This window comes from Streptomyces sp. CNT372, assembly GCF_000377145.1.
Genome location: NZ_KB897791.1, coordinates 36,641 through 54,238, shown reverse-complemented (window position 1 = coordinate 54,238; position 17,598 = coordinate 36,641). Strand labels below are relative to the sequence as shown.

Annotated in this window: 18 protein-coding genes and 1 pseudogene; 11 read left to right on the top strand and 8 right to left on the bottom strand. The window is 74.6% G+C overall.

Annotated elements, in window-relative coordinates; translation table 11 throughout:
- Positions 1–2: 2 nt before the first annotated feature.
- The 4 genes from C593_RS0125860 to C593_RS0125845 all read right to left on the bottom strand — a co-directional run bounded on the left by C593_RS0125860 (position 3) and on the right by C593_RS0125845 (position 3,054).
- Positions 3–302 carry a DUF1490 family protein gene (locus C593_RS0125860; protein ID WP_018850231.1) on the bottom strand — a complete coding sequence of 100 codons (300 nt, stop codon included), beginning with the start codon at positions 300–302 and terminating at the stop codon, positions 3–5.
- Between the two features lie 87 nt (positions 303–389).
- The gene (locus C593_RS0125855) at positions 390–1,319 is read right to left on the bottom strand and encodes a metal ABC transporter permease (RefSeq protein ID WP_018850230.1); all 930 of its coding nucleotides are present in this window, start codon (positions 1,317–1,319) and stop codon (positions 390–392) included.
- Positions 1,316–2,203, bottom strand: coding sequence for a metal ABC transporter ATP-binding protein (locus C593_RS0125850; RefSeq protein WP_018850229.1), 888 nt, complete (start codon positions 2,201–2,203; stop codon positions 1,316–1,318). The genes C593_RS0125855 and C593_RS0125850 overlap by 4 nt, the downstream gene beginning before the upstream one ends.
- The gene (locus tag C593_RS0125845) at positions 2,203–3,054 is read right to left on the bottom strand and encodes a metal ABC transporter solute-binding protein, Zn/Mn family (protein WP_051093805.1); all 852 of its coding nucleotides are present in this window, start codon (positions 3,052–3,054) and stop codon (positions 2,203–2,205) included. Before C593_RS0125845 ends, C593_RS0125850 begins: the two co-directional genes overlap by 1 nt.
- A gap of 467 nt (positions 3,055–3,521) precedes the next feature.
- Here C593_RS0125845 and C593_RS0125840 point away from each other — a divergent pair, with 467 nt between their 5' ends.
- Positions 3,522–4,133 (top strand): Fur family transcriptional regulator, encoded by a 612-nt coding sequence (locus tag C593_RS0125840; protein ID WP_486591187.1) that lies wholly within the window; start codon positions 3,522–3,524, stop codon positions 4,131–4,133.
- A gap of 563 nt (positions 4,134–4,696) precedes the next feature.
- Here the strand turns inward: C593_RS0125840 and C593_RS33970 are convergent.
- Positions 4,697–5,046 (bottom strand): annotated as a pseudogene (locus C593_RS33970) (Y4yA family PLP-dependent enzyme); the annotation flags it as partial.
- A 432-nt stretch (positions 5,047–5,478) separates the two neighbouring features.
- Between C593_RS33970 and C593_RS0125835 the strand changes: the two are divergent.
- The gene (locus tag C593_RS0125835) at positions 5,479–6,678 is read left to right on the top strand and encodes a GTP-binding protein (RefSeq protein ID WP_078521921.1); all 1,200 of its coding nucleotides are present in this window, start codon (positions 5,479–5,481) and stop codon (positions 6,676–6,678) included.
- Positions 6,679–6,793: 115 nt separating this feature from the next.
- Here the strand turns inward: C593_RS0125835 and rpsN are convergent, their stop codons facing one another.
- Positions 6,794–7,099 carry a 30S ribosomal protein S14 gene (gene rpsN, locus C593_RS0125830; protein WP_018850225.1) on the bottom strand — a complete coding sequence of 102 codons (306 nt, stop codon included), beginning with the start codon at positions 7,097–7,099 and terminating at the stop codon, positions 6,794–6,796.
- Complete coding sequence (gene rpmB, locus C593_RS0125825) at positions 7,099–7,335, bottom strand: 50S ribosomal protein L28 (protein WP_018850224.1); 237 nt, start codon at positions 7,333–7,335, stop codon at positions 7,099–7,101. Before rpmB ends, rpsN begins: the two co-directional genes overlap by 1 nt.
- Before the next feature lie 63 nt (positions 7,336–7,398).
- Here rpmB and rpmG point away from each other — a divergent pair, with 63 nt between their 5' ends.
- From rpmG to C593_RS30530, 5 genes are all read left to right on the top strand, one after another.
- Positions 7,399–7,563, top strand: a complete 165-nt coding sequence (gene rpmG, locus C593_RS0125820) for a 50S ribosomal protein L33 (RefSeq protein ID WP_003964410.1) — start codon at positions 7,399–7,401, stop codon at positions 7,561–7,563.
- 42 nt (positions 7,564–7,605) lie between these two features.
- A complete protein-coding gene (locus C593_RS0125815; protein ID WP_018850223.1) occupies positions 7,606–7,854 on the top strand; it encodes a type B 50S ribosomal protein L31 in 249 nt (82 codons plus the stop codon).
- On the top strand, positions 7,851–8,993 hold the full coding sequence (locus tag C593_RS0125810; protein ID WP_018850222.1) for a GTP-binding protein: 1,143 nt from the start codon (positions 7,851–7,853) through the stop codon (positions 8,991–8,993). Before C593_RS0125815 ends, C593_RS0125810 begins: the two co-directional genes overlap by 4 nt.
- A gap of 30 nt (positions 8,994–9,023) precedes the next feature.
- A complete protein-coding gene (rpsR, locus tag C593_RS0125805) occupies positions 9,024–9,263 on the top strand; it encodes a 30S ribosomal protein S18 (protein ID WP_018850221.1) in 240 nt (79 codons plus the stop codon).
- Between the two features lie 197 nt (positions 9,264–9,460).
- Positions 9,461–9,865, top strand: a complete 405-nt coding sequence (locus C593_RS30530) for a GNAT family N-acetyltransferase (RefSeq protein ID WP_486591186.1) — start codon at positions 9,461–9,463, stop codon at positions 9,863–9,865.
- 161 nt (positions 9,866–10,026) lie between these two features.
- Here the strand turns inward: C593_RS30530 and C593_RS30525 are convergent, their stop codons facing one another.
- Positions 10,027–11,064, bottom strand: coding sequence for a CocE/NonD family hydrolase (locus tag C593_RS30525; protein ID WP_018850219.1), 1,038 nt, complete (start codon positions 11,062–11,064; stop codon positions 10,027–10,029).
- Positions 11,065–11,230: 166 nt separating this feature from the next.
- Between C593_RS30525 and C593_RS0125790 the strand changes: the two genes are divergently transcribed.
- The 4 genes from C593_RS0125790 to C593_RS0125775 all read left to right on the top strand — a co-directional run bounded on the left by C593_RS0125790 (position 11,231) and on the right by C593_RS0125775 (position 17,306).
- Entirely contained in the window at positions 11,231–11,968 is a 738-nt protein-coding gene (locus tag C593_RS0125790; RefSeq protein WP_051093799.1) for a GNAT family N-acetyltransferase, read from the top strand.
- On the top strand, positions 11,965–12,906 hold the full coding sequence (locus C593_RS0125785; RefSeq protein ID WP_018850217.1) for a PaaX family transcriptional regulator C-terminal domain-containing protein: 942 nt from the start codon (positions 11,965–11,967) through the stop codon (positions 12,904–12,906). Before C593_RS0125790 ends, C593_RS0125785 begins: the two co-directional genes overlap by 4 nt.
- Before the next feature lie 183 nt (positions 12,907–13,089).
- On the top strand, positions 13,090–14,055 hold the full coding sequence (gene bdeA, locus C593_RS0125780) for a bis(hydroxyethyl) terephthalate hydrolase (RefSeq protein WP_486591190.1): 966 nt from the start codon (positions 13,090–13,092) through the stop codon (positions 14,053–14,055).
- Between the two features lie 518 nt (positions 14,056–14,573).
- Positions 14,574–17,306 carry a LuxR family transcriptional regulator gene (locus C593_RS0125775; protein ID WP_026278079.1) on the top strand — a complete coding sequence of 911 codons (2,733 nt, stop codon included), beginning with the start codon at positions 14,574–14,576 and terminating at the stop codon, positions 17,304–17,306.
- Positions 17,307–17,598 lie beyond the last annotated feature (292 nt).

Sequence of the window (17,598 nt, the reverse complement as noted above, 5' to 3'; positions counted from 1 at the left end):
GATCAGTGCCCGTGGCCGTGATCGTCGTGGTCGACCTGGACGGCCGAGGGCGGCGGAGCCTCCTCGCCGAGCGAGGTACGGGCCTCCGCGAGCAGGTCCCCGGCCTGCAGCCGGGCCTCCTCTGCGGCCGAGGACAGCCACCGGCTTGCCACGATGCCCCCGGCGAGCCCTCCGACGAGCGCCTTCCGGGCGGCCGGCTTCGCATCAGGCAGCTTCTGCACGATCAGTGCGCCCACGACACCGGACACCGCGTAGTGGGCCAGCTTGCCGGCGGTAGCGCCGACGACGGCGAGGGGATGCATGAAAGCCTCCTTCCGCGCACCCCGGGGGGCGCTACGGACTCCCCCTCCAGTCTGGCTCCCCGGGCAGCCTCAGTCGAATGGGCCCTCTCAGGCTCCGGGAACGCGCGGGCCCTCGGCGGCCGGGACGGATCGAGCGGTTCCGGCGGCCCTGCGCGCGCCCACGAGGCGACAGGCCAGATAGATCAGGAACGCGAGGGTCGTCACGTACGGGCTGATGGGAATGGAGCTGCCCAGGGAGAGCAGGATGCCGCCCTCCATGGAGACCAGTGCGAACAGGACGCTCAGCAAGGGCAACAGCACCGGGGAGGTGGTGACCCTGGCCGCGGCCGCCGCGGGGGTGACGAGCAGGGACAGCACGAGCAGCGCACCCACCATCTGCACGCACAGCGCCACCGCCAGCCCGAGGACGACCATGAACGCCAGCGAAAGGGTCCGGACGGGCACTCCTCGGGCCTCGGCCACGTCGGGGTCGGCACTGGCGAAGGTCAGTGGCCGCCACAGCACGGCGAGGACGGCCAGCACGACCACGGAGGTGCCCACGAGCCAGGCCGTCTGGGGGGTGTCGACGGCCACGATCTGCCCGGTCAGGATGCCGAACTTGTTGGCCGCGCGGCCCTGGTACAGCGAGAGGAACAGCACCCCGAGTCCCAGCCCGAACGGCATGATGATCCCGATCACCGAATTGCGGTCGCGGGCGCGGACCCCCAGCAGGCCGATCGCGGCGGCCGCCAGCAGTGAGCCGGCGATCGACCCGGCGACGATGTTGACCCCGGCCAGCAGGGCGGCCGCCGCACCCGCGAACGACAGCTCGCTGATGCCGTGGACCGCGAAGGGCAGGTCTCTCATGATCACGAAGACGCCGACGAGGCCGCCCACGAGGCCGAGCAGGGCTCCGGCCAGCAACGAGTTGTGCACCAGGGCCAGCAGCTCTCCGTAGTCCGTGAAGTCGAAGATCCGCTGCCAGAGGCCCGGATCGCCGCCGTCGACGGTGGGCGGCGGGCCGGTCGGGATGCTCATGGCGGTGCGGCCCCGTTCGGCCGGGCGGCGTGGTGCCGGGAGGAGGCCGCGTCCGGCGCCCCCACGACCACGATGCGGCCGCGGACCCGGAGGACGTCCACCTGGGTCCCGTACAGCCGTGACAGGACGGCGCTGGTCAGCACCTCTTGCGGTGGGCCGATCCGGAAGCCGCCGCCGGCCAGGTAGAGAACCCGGTCGGCCGGTCCGAGGACCGGATTGATCTCGTGGGTCACGAAGACGACGGCGGTGCCGGCAGCCCGGCGCCGCCGGTCGACGAGGCCGGTGACGGTGCGCTGGTGCTGGAGGTCGAGGGAGAGCAGCGGCTCGTCGCACAGCAGGACCCGGGGATCCGTCGCCAACGCCTGGGCGATGCGCACCCGTTGCTGTTCACCGCCGGAGAGCCGGCCGACGGGGACGTCGGCGTACGGGAGCGCTCCGACGGAGTCGAGCAGTTCGTCCACTCTTCGGTGGACCTTGGCCCGGGCGAGCGGGAGGCCCCAGCGGTGCCCGTCGAGGCCGAGCCGGACGAGGTCCCGTGCGCGCAGCGGAGTGTGTGCGAGCAGTGCCTTCTGCTGGGGGACGTAGCCGACGAGTCCGCCGCTGCGGCAGGGCGGGCGGCCGAGGACCGCGACGGATCCCGAGGTGAGGGCCAGTCTGCCGAGGAGGACGCGCAGCAGGCTCGTCTTGCCCGAGCCGTTGGGGCCCAGCACGGCGAGGAACTCGCCCGGTCGCACATCGACGTCGAGGCCGGTCCACAGGACGCGCTCGCCGTAGGAGAGCGCGGCGCCCCGGAGGCTCACCGCGGGCGCGTCGCCGGCGCCGCCTTCGCCCCGCTCCGTCCGAAGGGGCCGGGGCTGCGGCTCGGGGACGTCGGTGCGCCGCATCAGCGGTCCAGGGCGCGGTCGACGGCCGTGATGTTGGCTCCCATCCAGCTGAGGTAGTCCTCCCCCTGGGATAGCGTCTCGGTCACGGGTACCACGGGTATCCCGTTGTCCTCGGCGGCCGCCCTCACCCTCTCCGTCTGCGGGCCGGTGGTCTGCTCGTTGTAGACCAGTGCCCGCACGCCGCGGTCGTTGAACAGCGCCAGCGTCTCGCCGAGCACCCGGGGCGGCACGTCGTCGCCCTCCTCCACGGCCTCGCTGAAGGCCTCGGGGGTCTTGTTGACCATGCCGCACGCCTCGGTCAGGTAGAGCGGGACGGGTTCGGTGACCGCCACCGGCGTGCCGGCGTGGTCGGCCTCGATCTGGTTGGTCCGCTGTTCGAGTCCGGCGAGTCCGTCCTTGAAGTCCTCGGCGTTCTTCTCGAAGACGTCGGCGCCGGCGGGCGCGATCGCGGCGAGGGTCCGGGCGATCCGGTCGGCGAGAAGGCTCATGGAGGGCAGGTCGTACCAGACGTGCTCGTTGAACTCCCCACCGTCACCGGGCGACTTGCCCGAGACCTGCACAGCGTTGATCACCTCCGCCGATGCGTTGTCCGTGCTGCGCAGCATGGTGCCGACGAAGCCGTCGTAGCCGCCGCCGTTCTCGACGACCACCCTGGCCCGGGAGAGCTCCAGCTGGGTACGTGTGTTCGCCTCGTAGGAGTGCGGGTCCTGCGCGGGGTCGTTGATGATCGAGACGACGGACACCCGGTCGCCGCCGATCCGCTCCACCACGTCTCCGTAGACGTTGGTGGAGGCGACCACGGGGATGGGGGCGGGCGCCGCGGACACGGGGCCCGGCGTCCACGCGCACATCAGGGCCACCGAGGCTCCGAGGAGAAGTACTCGCGGGGGGCTGATCGACACGCCACGCATGGATCCTCCCTGGTCAGGGGATCTGAAATGGAAATCACTTCGATTGTCCACCCGTACACCCGGGCTCTCCAGTGGACCGCGCGAGGGACTCGCGTCGACGGTATTGAAAATGGATGCCATTGGCGCTTAGGGTCCGACCGTCCGCGCGTGGCGCACCCCGGGCCCGCGAGGGGGGCCGGCGGAGCCACGCGCGGACACCTCGGCGCCCCGGGGCCGGACCGCACAGGCCCCCCGGGGCGGAGCGCGACCGGCAGCCGTCGCCCGCCTGCCCGCATGCGCGGCTCGCCTCCACCGCCGGCACCGCGGAACGCACATCCCCACGGCCGCCCCTTCCGGGGCCACGACAGGGCGCGAACGGCTCGGCACCCACACCACGCTTTACGACAATGATTATCATGTGAGCTACCGTGAGGTCTCGTGCCGGACCGCTCCATGTCGGCCGACCGACACCGTTCCAACCGGCCCCCGCTCCCCGGGAGGTGGGCGTCCTGCGCGACGCACCGACACCGAAGCGATCCGCGCCTCCGCGCAGCACCCGGCAGCGGCAGGCCGTTCTGGGCGCCCTGCACGCCCGTGGCACCTTCACCTCCGCGCGGGACCTCCACGAGGCGCTCGAAGCCGACGGGGTCGCCATCGGCCTGACCACGGTGTACCGGGCGCTGCACGTCCTGAACCAGTCGGGACAGGTGGACGTCATTCGCGAGAGGTCGGGGGAACGGCTCTACCGGCCACGCCCCGTCGACGGACACCGCCACTATCTCGTCTGCCGTACCTGCGGTCTCAGCACGGTGGTGGAGGCGGACGCGGTGGAACGCTGGGCCGAGAACGTGTCCGAGGCCACGGGATTCGCCGAGGTGGAGCACACCGTGGAGCTGACGGGCGTCTGCACCGACTGCCGCCTCGGTCCGGCCGCGCGGGAGCCGGCCGGCCAGACCCTCCACCCGGTGGAAACCTCCCGCGCGGGGCGCGCCCGCCCACGGCGGAGAACGGGCGACACCGGACCGCTCAGCGGCCGGTGAGGACGGCGGTCGGCCCGCTGGTGCTCTTCGACGGGGTGACGCCGCGTAGCTTCCTCCCCGACTCCTTGTCACAGGCGTGCAGTTGGCGCCTGCCTCGCCCGGACACGTACGCGATGCGGTCGCGATGCGGTCGCGATGCGGTCGCGGACGAAGGTCCGGCCCGGCCTGCCGCCAGTCCAGCGGCCCCGCCGGTCGCCCGCGGCTGTGGGCCTGCCGGTCAGTCCTTCACGGCCACGAGCACGCAGCTGTCCCCCACCTGCCACACCGGCGCGACATGACGGAATCCCGCCTGGCGCGCAGCAGTTCGGCGTGCCGGTGGACCGGCAGATGGTGGTTGGCTCCACCGGCACCGGCACCGGCACCGGCACCGGCCTGGGGACGGCCCCGCCCCCGGCGTTCGAAGGAGTCCGCCAGTTCGGGGTCCGCCGCGGCCGCCAGCCACCACGACTCCCGGCCCTCGTACCGGTGACCACCCGCCCGCTCCGCCCGGCGGCGCCCCACGTGGGAGGTCGGATGAGAGCAGGGCCCGAGGCCGGCGGTGCGCCCGCGTCCCGCCGGGCGACGGCCGCGAGCCAGAGGAACTCCCGGCCCTTTCGGGGCCGGTCGCCATCACCCGATCACCGGTGAACCCGCAGCTCAACGCGTGCCGCAGCTCCTCCAGAGAGGCCACGTCGATCCCCACGCCGGCGGGATCGCAGGCGGCCGGCCGCCGGACCAGGGCGCTGGACCGGTGCGTCTTGTGCGCGAAGTACACCCGGCCGCCGAGGTGGTGACGCCGGTGGACGGATTGGAAGCGGGCGGCGTTCTCCGCGACGGCCTCCGGCAGCAGCACGTTCAGCGGCGACCCCAGGGCGTCACACAGCGCGTGCAGGAACGGCCCGTCCCGCAGGAGCGACGCGAGCGCCGCATCCACCCGCGGCCGCAGGTACAACGGCTCCTCGTCCACCAAACCCCCCTGGCCCAACGGTCACCGCCCCGGCGTTCACGGCAACCGCTCCCCCGTAGTCGTTTCCCGGGGCAGGTGCCGCCAAGCCCGGAGAGCCGGAGAGGACGGAAATCAACTATTCACCCCGCGCGACGGATCGGCCCCTCGCACGACACCTCGCGCTTCCCGGTCCCGTCCCCCGGGCACCATGATATAAAAATGGGAACCATTTTCATTAGGGGCATCGATGCGCGAGACCGGACACGACACGGCGGGCGGGGAACACTCCTGCCCCTCCTCCCGCAGCAGCCGCGCCGCGCGCGGCGAGCGGACCGACGAGGCGGTCCGCCGCATGCCGCACGCCGCATGCGCGCCGAGCCGGCAGGCCACCCCGCGCCCCGGGCGCACTCGGGGCGCGTGATGCCGACCGACGGCCCCAAGGGGCTGTTGAGCGTCGTGGTCGGCAATACGCCCGGGATACGCGGCGAACTCGTCGCCCAGCTCCAGCGGACCCATCCGGAGTCGCTCACCCTCTCCGTGTCCGTACAGGAGAGCGCCTCCGGCCACCACCCCGTGGTCCAGCGCATGATGACCACCGCCGACGGGCGGCCCGCCGCCACGGCGAGCCTGGGCGCGACCGGCGACCCGGCGATCATCCTGCGGCAGGACCTGGTCTCGCTCCGGCGGGCGCGGAAGTCCGTCCACGTCATCCTGGCCCTGCCCGAACACCTCGACCCGCTGCCCTTCCTGCTGAACCTCTGGCGCTCCCGCGTGGGGGCCGACAACCTGGAGGACCACTACGACGCCGCTCTCGTCCTCGCCGGCGTCACGGCGAGCACCTTGCTGGCGGACATCACGTGCGTCCACCGGGCGGTCCGCGTCTGGAGCGGTGACGGACACAGCGAACCGCTCACCCCCGCCGAGATCGCCGCCCGCCAGGTGGAGGCGGCCGACGCGGTCGTCCTCGCGGGCACCCCGACGGAGGACGGAGCACATACGCAGGAGGCCGCCACACTCCTCCGCCACCTCAACCCCCGCGCCGGCATGGTCACCCTCGACCGGGTCATCGCCAGGCAGCCGGCGTCCGGCCGGGTCCTCGCCCGCGCACAGCCGCACGCCCCCATGCGCGCCCAGTGGGAGGCCCGACTGAATCCGACGGGCTCTCCCTACGCGGCCCCGGACCCCGGCCTGAACGTGTCCACGGTCGTCTGGCGGGCCCGCAGGCCGCTCCATCCGGAGCGCCTGGCCGACGCGCTGGGCGAGGTCATGCTCGGCGTACTGCGCAGCCGCGGCCATCTCTGGCTCGCCAGCCGCCCCGACGCGGTCGTCACCTGGCGCTCGGCGGGCGGCCACCTGGAGCTCGTCGAGGCGGACCGCTGGCTGGAGGCCCACGCCTCGCCGGCCTGGGAGGCCGCCTCTCCGCAGCGCCGCACCCTGGCCTGCTGGTTCTGGGACGACCGGTACGGCGAGCGGCGCAACGAGATCGCCTTCACGGGCACGGGTCTGGACACCGGCCGCATCACCGGCGCACTGGACGGCGCCCTGCTGGACGAGGCCGAGGTGGCCCTCGGCCGTGAGAGGTGGAACCGCTGGGACGACCCCCTGCTCGGGAACGCATGAACCCCCTGCCGGGTCGGGCGAACCGGAATCCCGGTCCCCCTCGGCCGGAACGGTACGAAAACGACCGGGCCCACACCCCGCCAAAGGTGTGGGCCCGGTCCACCTGCGCCGACAGCTACCAGGAGGACTTGGTGACTCCGGGCAGGAATCCGGCGTGCGCCTGTTCGCGCATCCGGACGCGCGAGAGGCCGAACTTCCGCAGGTGCCCGCGGGGCCGGCCGTCGACGCTGTCGCGGTTGCGCACCCGGGTGGCGCTCGCGTTACGGGGCTGCTTGCGCAGCTCCGCCTGGGCGGCCGCACGCTCCTCCTCCGTGGAGGACGGCCGCCGGAGGATCTCCTTCAGCTCCGCGCGCCGGGCGGCGTACCGCGCGACGACCACCTTGCGCTTCTCGTTCTGCGCGATCTTGCTCCTCTTGGCCATCAGACCTTCACTCCCCGGGCGCGGATACGGGCCACCGCGGCCTCGATACCGATGGTGTCGACGGTCTTGATCGCCTTGGCGCTCAGCGTCAGACGGACATGACGTCCCTCACTGGGCAGCCAGTAGCGCTTGCGCTGGATGTTGGGGTCGAAGCGACGGGAGGTCCGCCGGTGCGAGTGGGAGATGGTGTTGCCGAATCCCGGCTGGGCGCCGGTCAGCTGACAGTGGGCGGACAAGGTGCTACCTGCCCCTCTCTGGATAGCTATTGGAAACGATTTCCATTCCCGTATAGTACCGGCATGGCACGCAACGAAGTACGCCCGGTCATCAAGCTCCGCTCCACGGCCGGCACGGGCTACACCTACGTCACCCGCAAGAACCGCCGCAACGATCCCGACCGCATGGTGCTGCGCAAGTACGACCCGGTTGCCCGTCGCCACGTCGACTTCCGCGAAGAGCGCTGATCCCCTCCCCCCTCCCCCGCCCCACCAGCCCCGAGGACACTCATGAAGCCCGGCATCCACCCCGCCTACGGCCCCGTCGTCTTCCGCGACAAGGCCGCGAACCACGCGTTCCTCACCCGGTCCACCATGTCCAGCGAGAAAACCGTCGAATGGGAGGACGGCAACACCTACCCGGTCGTCGACGTCGAGATCTCGAACGTCAGCCACCCCTTCTACACCGGCACCGCCCGCGTCATGGACACCGCCGGACGCGTCGAGCGCTTCGAGCGCCGCTACGGGGGCCGCAAGTGACCCTGCCCGTCGTCATCGTCGCCGGGCTCCACAGCGACGCGCGCGGCGAGGTCGTGGAGCGGCTGCTGCGCACCGTCCCGGGCAGCGTCGCCCTCCACCACGACCTGTCCACGGCGGCCGACGGCACCGTCCAGCGCGTCGTACGCGATGCCACCGGCGAGCTGTCCCGGGGCGAGGCTCCCCTCGTCAACGACTGCGCCTGCTGCGCGCTCCGCGAGGACCTGGTGCCCGAGCTGGAGCGGCTGGCCGACGGCGACCTGACCCGGCTGGCCGTCGTCGAACTGTGGGACTCCGTCGAACCCAAGGCGATGGCCGAGGTCGTCGCCCAGCACGGAGCCGACGCGCTCGACCTCACCGGGGTGATCACCGCGGTGGACCCGGCCCTCGTCCTGCCCTACCTCGCCAACGGAGACGACCTGGCGGAAGCGGGCCTCGCGGCGGCCGCCTCGGACCAGCGCACGGTCGGCGACACCTGGGCACGCCAGCTGGAGTACGCGCCCGTACTCGCCCTCGTCGACAGCGGGGAGGCCGACGACGAGGACCGCGCCCTGCTCGCCCAGCTCCACCCGACCGCTCGACGGGTGGATGCCGGATCCGGCGAGCTGGCCGCGCTGGCCCTCGCCGGCTTCGACGTGGAAGCGGCGGCCGCCGCACAGCACCCGGCCTGTGCTCTGCTGCCCCAGGAAGCCGACGAAGCAGGCGTCACCACCTTGGTCTGGCACCGCCGCCGCCCCTTCCACCCCAGGCGCCTGTACGAGGCGCTGGAGCACCTGTGCTGCGCGGCGGCCCGAAGCCGGGGACGGTTCTGGCTCGCCGACCGCCCCGACACCCTGCTGGCCTGGGACGCCGCCGGCGGCGCCCTGTGCGTGGAGAACGCCGGCCCCTGGCTGGCCTCCCTGCCCGACGCCGCCTGGGAGATGGTCCCGCCGATGCGCAGGGCGGCGGCCGCGCTCGACTGGCACCCGGAGCACGGCGACTGCTGCCAGCACCTCGTCTTCACCTCCCCCGGCCTCGACCGCCAGGGCCTGGAACAGCTCCTGGAGTCCTGCTTGCTCACCGACGCCGAGTACGCGGCGGGCCCCGAGGCATGGAGGTCCCTCCCCGCCGCCTTCGACTCCCTTCTCGACCCCGTCTCCTGACCGAGCGGCCCGACCCGAGGACACCGACCCATGGCACGCCGGCAGAACCCCCAAAGGCCGCTGAAGTCCCGCCCCAATCCGCTCGACGCGGCAGGCATCACCTACATCGACTACAAGGACACCGACCTGCTGAGGAAGTTCATCTCCGACCGCGGCAAGATCCGCAGCCGCCGTGTCACCCGCGTCAGCGCCCAGCAGCAGCGACAGCTCGCCGCCGCGATCAAGAACGCCCGGGAGATGGCCCTCCTCCCCTACAGCAGCGCCCGATAGGACGTCACCCACCGGGTGACCGATCCCCGGCACCGTCTCTGGCTGGCTGGCGGACATGAACGAGGACGACGCTCTCCGGTTCCTCCACTTCACGCACTCCGATCAGGTCACCCCGGAGCTGCGGGCCGAACTGATCGACTGCTGGGAGACCGTGACCAACGCGGGCCGTGATCGCCGCCCGCTTCCCCCTGCCGCCCGTGACCTCCCGCGACGTCGGTCCGGCCGTCGACGACCTCACCCGGCGGCTCGACCCCCGGCACAGCCGGTTGCTCGTCGCCACCCTCCGGGGCGTGCCGGCCGGCTGGCTGGTCATCCACCGCGATCCCCACCCGCTGGTGGCGCACTGCGGCACCGTCAACCACCCGCAGACCCACCCCCGATGCCGTCGGCGCGGCATCGGGGGCGGCCTCCTGAGGCAGGTCCAGGAGACCGCCCGGGCGGACATGGGGCTGGAGCGCCTGCGGCTCACGGCGAGAGCCGGTCCCGGGCTGGAGGACTTCTACCGCACCCTGGGCTGGGTCGAAGTGGGCCGATGGCCCGGCGCGCTCCGGGTGGCCCCGGGCGACGACCGGGACGAGATCCTGATGAGCCTCGCTCTCTGACACCGGGAGCCGGCCCGCAGCCACGGCACCACACGGCCCGGATCTCCCCTCGGCACCGGCTTCGGCGGCATGACGCCCGTGCCGTCGGGCCCGCCGCGACGGTCCCCCCGGTCATCCAGGGGGCTGAAGGAACGCGGCGGTGGCAGCGGGCGCCCGGGCGGTCAGCGCCGCGCTTCCCCGGGGTCGGCGGAGGCCAGGAGGCGGCGCTGGTCCGCCAGGAAGCGCCGCTGGTCCGCCAGGAAGCCCTCGGCGAAGAGGGACCGCGGCGCGAAGAGCGCGGTCAGGGTCAGGCGCGGCGGGGAGGTCTCCACGTCGTACTTGACGAGGCTGTGGGCGGCGTCGGGGTAGTGGGCGACCCGCAGTCGTGGTGAGGGAAGCAGGCGGCGGTAGGCGGCCTCGGTGTCGGCGGTGTCCACATTCACGTCACGGCCGGCGAGCACCAGCAGGACGGGGACCTCGCGCAGGGCCGGCAGGTCGGCGGTCGCGTCGGCGGTGTGGTTCCTGGAGACGAACCGCCAGCGGGCGGCCGTCATGGTCTGTGCGTCCCCGACGGCCCGCTGGTACTCCTCGTACGAGGCGCCCCGGCCGAGGAGTTCGAGGACGGTCTCGCGGCGACGGAGCGCGGCGGCGGTCTCGGCGGCGGAGGCACCGTCGCGGCGCAGTTCGGCGAGAAGGTTGTAGCGGCCCTGCTGCTCCCAGTCGATTGCGGGCGAGACGGCGACGACGAATTGGATCCGGCCGTCCTTCGCGACGATCTTGGGCAGCACCCATCCGGCCTGGCTGGCGCCCCACAGGCCGATCCGGTCTCCGTCGACGTCCGGGCGCTGCCGGGCCCAGGCGATGGCGTCGGCGGCTTCCCGTGCACGGTCGTCCATGGTCTGGTCGAGCCAGTCGCCCGGCGCGCCGTCCACGCCCGGCTTGTTCCAGGACAGCGAGGCGTATCCCGCCCGGGCGAAGGCCTCCCACATCGGCCGGTAGAAGGTGTCGTGGGTCGCGTCCACGGGGCCGTCCCCGTGGACGAAGACCACCAGGGGGAAGGGACCGTCGCCCTGTTCGGGGCGGGCCAGCACGCCGTGCAGGGTCCGCCCGTCGTGCCGCAGGGTCACCGCCTCTTCCCGGAGGTCGTACGTGTGCTGCCAGACCACCAGCCCTGCCAGGCCACTTGCCACGACCGCCAGGGCCGCCACGGTCGCGAGCACCGCTCGCACCGCACGGCGGCGTGCCGGGACCTTGCGTTGCGGTTCCACCGGTCTCCCCACCCCAAAAGTATCGAATCCAAAACGCTCGTTCTCGGTACGACCGTATCTCATTCATGCGTAGAATGACGACGGTCGGACGCAGGCGGACGACACACGAGGAGGAGCGATGGACGCAGCACCCACCGTTCGGCGCGGGGTGCCCCACGGCGCCGAAGAGCGGGTGGCCGGCCTGTACTGGGAGGCCTTCGGCCGCAAACTCGGGGCCGCCCTGGGGCCGGCCGAGCAGGGCCGTGCCTTCCTGGCCCGGCACATCCACCACGACCGCGCGGTCGTGGCACTCGCCCCCGGCGGTGAACAGGTCGTGGGCGTGGCCGGCTACCGGCTCGGCGGCCGCGGCCTCACCGGTGGGGGCGCGCGGGACGTGCTCGCCGGCTACGGGCTGCTCCGCGGCCTGCCGCGTCTCGCCGTCCTGGCGCTCCTCGAACGCACGCCCCGCCCCGGGGAGCTCGTCATGGACGGCATCGCCGTCGGCCCGGGCCACCGCGGCAGGGGCATCGGGAGCCTGCTGCTGACGGAGATCGCCGCCCTGGCCGCGGAGCACGGCTGCTCGCGGATCCGGCTGGACGTCGTCGACGTCAACCCGCGCGCCCGCGCGCTGTACGAGCGGCACGGCTTCGTCGCCGCACGGACCGAGCGGACCCCGTACCTCCGGGGCCTGATGGGCTTCGGTGCCGTGACCACGATGCACCGCGCCGTCCCGGGGCACGCGGAGAACGCCGAGCACCCGGAGCACGTCAAGCACCCGGAGCACGTCGAGCACCCAGCGCACGGAAGCGGCACCGTCCCGGACCACCCCGGCCACGGGAACGGCACCGTCCCCGGCGATACCCAGGAGCAGGCATGACCAGCAGGCCCGCGGGTGCCGCCCACGACCCGGAGCCCGCCACGTCCGGGATCGGCACCCGGACCCTGGTGTTCGCCCTCGTCCGCGAGGACGGCACCGTCGACGCCGGCGAACTGTATGCGGTGGCCGCGGACCTCGGCATGACCGACCAGCAGGTCCGCCTCTGCCTCAAACGGCTCGTCGCCGAAGGCCGGTTCATTCAGGAGGGGCGGGGGCGCAAGGCCGTGCTGCGCACCACCGCGGACGCCACCGGCGCCGTCACGCCGGACGTGGAGTACGTCCGCCACGCCTACCGGCAGGACCAGGGGCTGGCCCCCTGGGACGGGACCTGGCACCTGTTCGCCTTCGCCATCCCCGAGTCCTCGCGGCAGGCCCGCGACACCCTGCGCGACACCCTCCTGCACCTCGGCGCGGCGCCCCTGCAGGGCGGGCTCTACGTCAGCGCCAACGCCATCGGGGAGATGGCCGAGGCGCACGCCCGCCACCTGGGCGTCCTGCCGTCACTGACTCGCCTCACCAGCCGTGACCTGCGGATCGGGGACGAGGCCGACCCGGTCCGGCTTGCCGCCCGGCTCTGGCCGCTCCGGCGGATCGCGGACCGCCACGAGGCACTCGCCACCCTGGCCTCGGCCCTCCTGACCCGACTGTCGGGCACGCAACGGCCCACGGACACCGAGCGCCTGAGGTACACGATCGAGCTGGCGGCGTCCTTCACCACCGCCATGGAGCCCGACCCCCTGCTGCCCCCCGAGCTGCTTCCGCAGCCCTGGCCGGGCACCCGGGCACGCGCCCTGACCGCACGGTGCTGGGAAGCCCTCGCCGCCGGAGCCGGTCCGGGACCCGGCCGTCTGCGCCTGTTCCGCCGTTACGACGGCGTGCACCGCACCGGTGTGCCCGCGGCCGCTCCCGGACGGTCCTCGCAGCCCGGGCCGGGGTGAGGCGGAGCGCAAGCAGGACCGAGACCGGCGATTGTGCCGATGCCGCGTCCCGCGCAGCGCCCCCACAGTGGCACCGCCAACGAACACGGCGACGCCACCCGCGGCTCCCCGGCACGCTCCCCCGGCCGTCCCGGCCGGGGCCGGGACCGCTCCGGCCGCCACGACCGAGAGGACGACTCCGTCGTGCACCAGCGCACCCGCAGCACCTCCCCCGGCACGAGCCCCGCACCCCGCCCCGGCGGCCTGCCCGCCGCGGCGCCCTCCGCGCGGCGGCGCCGCCGGTCCCTGACGACCGGTCTGCTCGCCACCGCCGCGACCGTCGCGCTCACCGTCACCGCCGTGCCCGGCGCGGCCCGGGCCGCCGACAACCCGTACGAGCGAGGTCCGGCGCCGAGCAACTCCAGCATCGAGGCGGTCCGCGGCCCCTACGCGGTCTCCCAGACGAACGTCTCGTCGCTGGTCGTCTCCGGCTTCGGCGGAGGCACCGTGTACTACCCGACGAGCACGTCGGACGGCACCTTCGGCGCCGTCGTCATCTCGCCCGGCTTCACGGCGTACGAGTCCTCCATCGCCTGGCTGGGGCCGCGACTGGCCTCGCAGGGGTTCGTCGTCTTCACCATCGACACCAACACCACGCTGGACCAGCCCGCGAGCCGCGGCCGCCAGCTCCTCGCGGCACTCGACTACCTGACGCAGCGCAGCTCGGTCCGTTCCCGCGTCGACGCCTCCAGACTGGGCGTGATGGGCCATTCCATGGGTGGCGGCGGTTCGCTGGAGGCGGCGAAGAGCCGCCCCTCGCTCCGGGCCGCGATCCCGCTGACCGGGTGGAACACCGACAAGACGTGGCCCGAGGTGCGGACGCCCACCCTGGTGATCGGGGCGGACGGCGACACCGTGGCGCCCGTCTACTCCCACTCGGAGCCGTTCTACGAGTCGTTGCCCTCCTCGCTCGACAAGGCGTACCTGGAGCTGAACGGGGCCTCGCACTTCACGCCGAACACGTCCAACACGACGATCGCGAAGTACAGCATCGCCTGGCTGAAGCGCTTCATCGACGAGGACACCCGGTACGAGCAGTTCCTCTGCCCGGTGCCGCGCCCGAGTCTGACGATCGAGGAGTACCGGGGCACCTGCCCGCACGGATCCTGACGCGCAGTCACCCGGACGGCCGTGCACGCGGGACCGCCGCGTGCACGGCCGTCCCGTCCTACGTGTGGCCGGTGCCGGGGGGACCGGCCGCCACGGCAGGGCCGGCCGGGCACCGCGCACCGGACCGCCGACGGAGGGCCGTCGCCCCGGCCGGGCCGCCCGGCAGAAGGGGGAAGGGGAAGGGGAGCCTCGCTCGGGAAGGGGAGGGGCCGCGCTCGGGAGGGGGCGGGGGCGCGTTCGGGATGGGGAGGGGGCGCGTTCGGGATGGGGGGCCTCGCTCGGGAAGGGGAGGGGCCGCGCTCGGGAACGGCGGGCCGCACGGGCTCCGCCGCGCCCGGCCGGGTCGCCCTTCGGCCGGCTGTGCCGGCGCACAGGATCGCCGCGCCGGGCCTGGGCGCCCGCCCCGGGTCCCGGCGCTCCCCGGGGACCGTCCGACCAGGCAGGAGGGGGTGCCGGGCCTGCCGCCGGCGAGCCGGGCACGCCTTCCCGGCCCGTCGGCGCGGACGTACCGTGCCGGCGTGACCGGAGAGACGACCGCACCGGACCTGCGGCTGTACGGCCGCACCACCGAACGCGCCCGCCTGGCCGCCTTCCTGGAGAGGACCCGCGCCGGGTCCGGGGGCTGCCTCGTCCTCACCGCGGACACGGGCCTCGGGCGCAGCGCGCTGCTGGAACACGCGGTGGAGTCCTTCGCCCCCGGTGCCGCGGTGCTGGTGCGGGCGGTACCGGACGAGCGGGACGTGCCCTGCGCCGGTCTGCGTGCCCTGGCCGAGGCGGGCCGCGGCCGGCTCGGCGCCCCGCTCCCCCCGCATGACGCGGCTCCGGGCCCTGGGGTTCTGCTGGACGCCCTCGGCGCGGCGGCGCGCCGGCCCCTCCTGGTGTGCGTGGACGACGCGGACCTGTGGGACACGGGATCCCGGGCCGCGCTCGGCTTCGCGGCCCACCGCACCGAGCGGCTGCCAGGTGTCGGGCTGCTGCTGTCGACCGCGCCGCGCCGGGCGCGCGCGCCGGAGTTCGACTCCCTCCCCGCCATGGCGCTCGGGCCCCTGGACGGTTCCGCGGCACGGGAGTTGCTCGACGCGCTCACCGACGGGTCCGCCCCAGCGTGTGTGCGGGAGGAGCTGCTGCACGAGGGGGCGGGGAACCCCGCCCTCCTGGCGGCACTCGTCGCACGGCTCGCACCGGACCAGCTCTGCGGTCGCGCACCACTGCCCAGACCGCTGGCCGACGCGGCCGTCCTCGCCCGCGTGGCCGGGGGCAGGCTCACCGGTCTGGCCGAGGACACACGCCTGTTGCTGCTGCTGGTGGCCGCGGCCGAGGAGATCTCACCGGACGGGGCGGGCGCGGAGGCGGCGCTGGTCCTGCGCGCTGCGGGGGCCGCCGGCGTGCGCGCCGGAGCGCTCGACCTCGCGGAGGCCGCCGGGATCGTGCGCTGCACCGGCAGCCGTGTCCGCTTCGACGACCCGCGGCTCCGCCGCGCGGTGCACCTCGGCGCCCCGCCCTCGCGGCGGCGGGCGGCACACGGCCTGCTCGCCGCGGCCCTCGACGGCGGCTCCCACCGGCTGGCGCGGCTGGTGCACCGCGCCATGGCGGCCACCGGACCGGATCCGCGTCTCGCAGCCCTGGTGGCGGCCGCCGCCGAGGCCCCCGGGCTGCGGGCGGGACCCGGAGAGCTGTCGGTCGCGCTGGCCCGGGCCGGGGAACTGTCCGCGGCCGGGAGCGCCCGGACCGCGCGGCTGACGGCGGCGGCCGAGCACGCCCGGCTGGCAGGACAGCCCCACCGCGCGCGTGAGTTGCTCGCCGCCGCGGACGGCACGCCCGCACACGACGCGGTGCGCGGGGCCGCCGAACTGGTCCGGGGCACGCTGGCCCTCCAGGACGGGCCGGTGGGCGATGCTCTCGGGAGTCTGCTCCTCGCGGCGTCGCTGCTCGGCCCCTACGACCCCGAACGGGCGCTGCGCGCGCGGCTCGTCGCCCTGGAGGCGGCCTGGGCCGCCGGGGAACAGGCAGCGTGCGTCGCCGTCCTGGAGGACGGCGGGGCGCATCCCGCGGACGACTACCGGACGGGGATGCTCGCCGCCCTGCGCACCCGCCTGGACCTGGCGCGGGCGCCGCTGCGCCGGGTGACCGAGCGGGCGGCCCGGGACCATGACCCGGAACGCCTGCTGCGCGCGGGGAGCGCGGCCCTGGTCCTGGGGAACGTCGCCGAGGCGAGCCTGCTGGGGGCCCGGGCGCTCGCGGCGGCCCGGTCCCACCGGGTGCCCACGTACGTGCCGAAGGCGCTGGAACAGCTCGCGTACGCGGAGCTGCGGACGGGTCGGCACGCGAGGGCCCGTACGCACGCCGAGGAGGGGCTGCGGGCGGCCGTGCGGTCGGGGCACCGGAACGCAGCGGCGCATCACCACGCCGTGCTGGCGCTGGTGGCCTCCGTGGAAGGGGAGGCGGCGGCCGTGACGAGGCACGCGGGCGCGGCGCTCGCGGTGGCCGGCCCGCACGGGCTGGTCCAGGCGGCGACACTCGCGGAGTGGGCCCTGGGACGGGCCGACCTGTGCCGGGGGCTGGCCTCGGAGGCCGTGGCCCGGCTGGGGCCGCTGGTGCGGCCGGGGCACCGCTGCGGGCACTTCGCGATCCGGCGGCTCGCGCTGCCCTGCTTCGTGGAGGCCGCCGTGCTGGCGGGCGAACGGGCCCACACGTCCGCGGCGGTGGAGGAGTTCGCCCTGTGGGCGGCGCAGGGCGCGGACCCCCAGGCGGCGGCCCAGCTGGCCCGCTGCCGGGCGCTGCTCGCGCCGGTCTCCCGGGTGGAGGAGCTGTACGCGCACTCCCTGGAGCGCCACGAACTCGCGGGTGGCGACTTCGAACGGGGGCGGACGCTCCTGCTGTACGGACGGTGGCTGCGCCGCCGCCGCAGGCTGCGCGAGGCCCGCGGCCGGCTGCGGGACGCGCTGTACGCGTTCGAGCGGTCCGGCGCCCGCGCGTGGGCCGGGCAGACCCGGGCGGAGCTGCGCGCGACGGGGGCGGCCACCGGGGAGAGCGCGGGGCCGCTGGACCGGCTGACGCCGCAGCAGCTGCGGATCGCACGCTGCGTCGCGGACGGCGCGACCAACCGGGAGGTCGCCGTGCGGCTCTCGGTGAGTCCGCGGACGGTCGACCACCATCTCCGCAACGTGTTCGCCGTCCTGGGCGTGCGCTCGCGCGTCGAGCTCTCCCGCCTGGTCGACCGGGCACAGCAGGCCGGACCGCCGCCGGGGTGAGCCCTGCGGCGCCGCGCCCGATCCGCGGCGCACGGTCCGACGGCCCACCACCGGCCGGGGTTCCGGAGCGCCGGGCCGTGACGCGTGCGGGGCGGGGGTGCACCGGCGCCACGTGGCAGCGGGCGCGGGTGCGGGTGTGGACGCGGGCGGGGCAGGCGCGGGCGCAGGTGCGGGTGTGGACGCGGGCTGGGCAGGCGCGGAATCGGGCGGGGCGGCCCGGCGGTGACGGACGGCGGCCGTGCCCGCCGGGCCGCGGGACGGTGAGCGCGCGGCTTCCAGGTGCCGCCGCGCG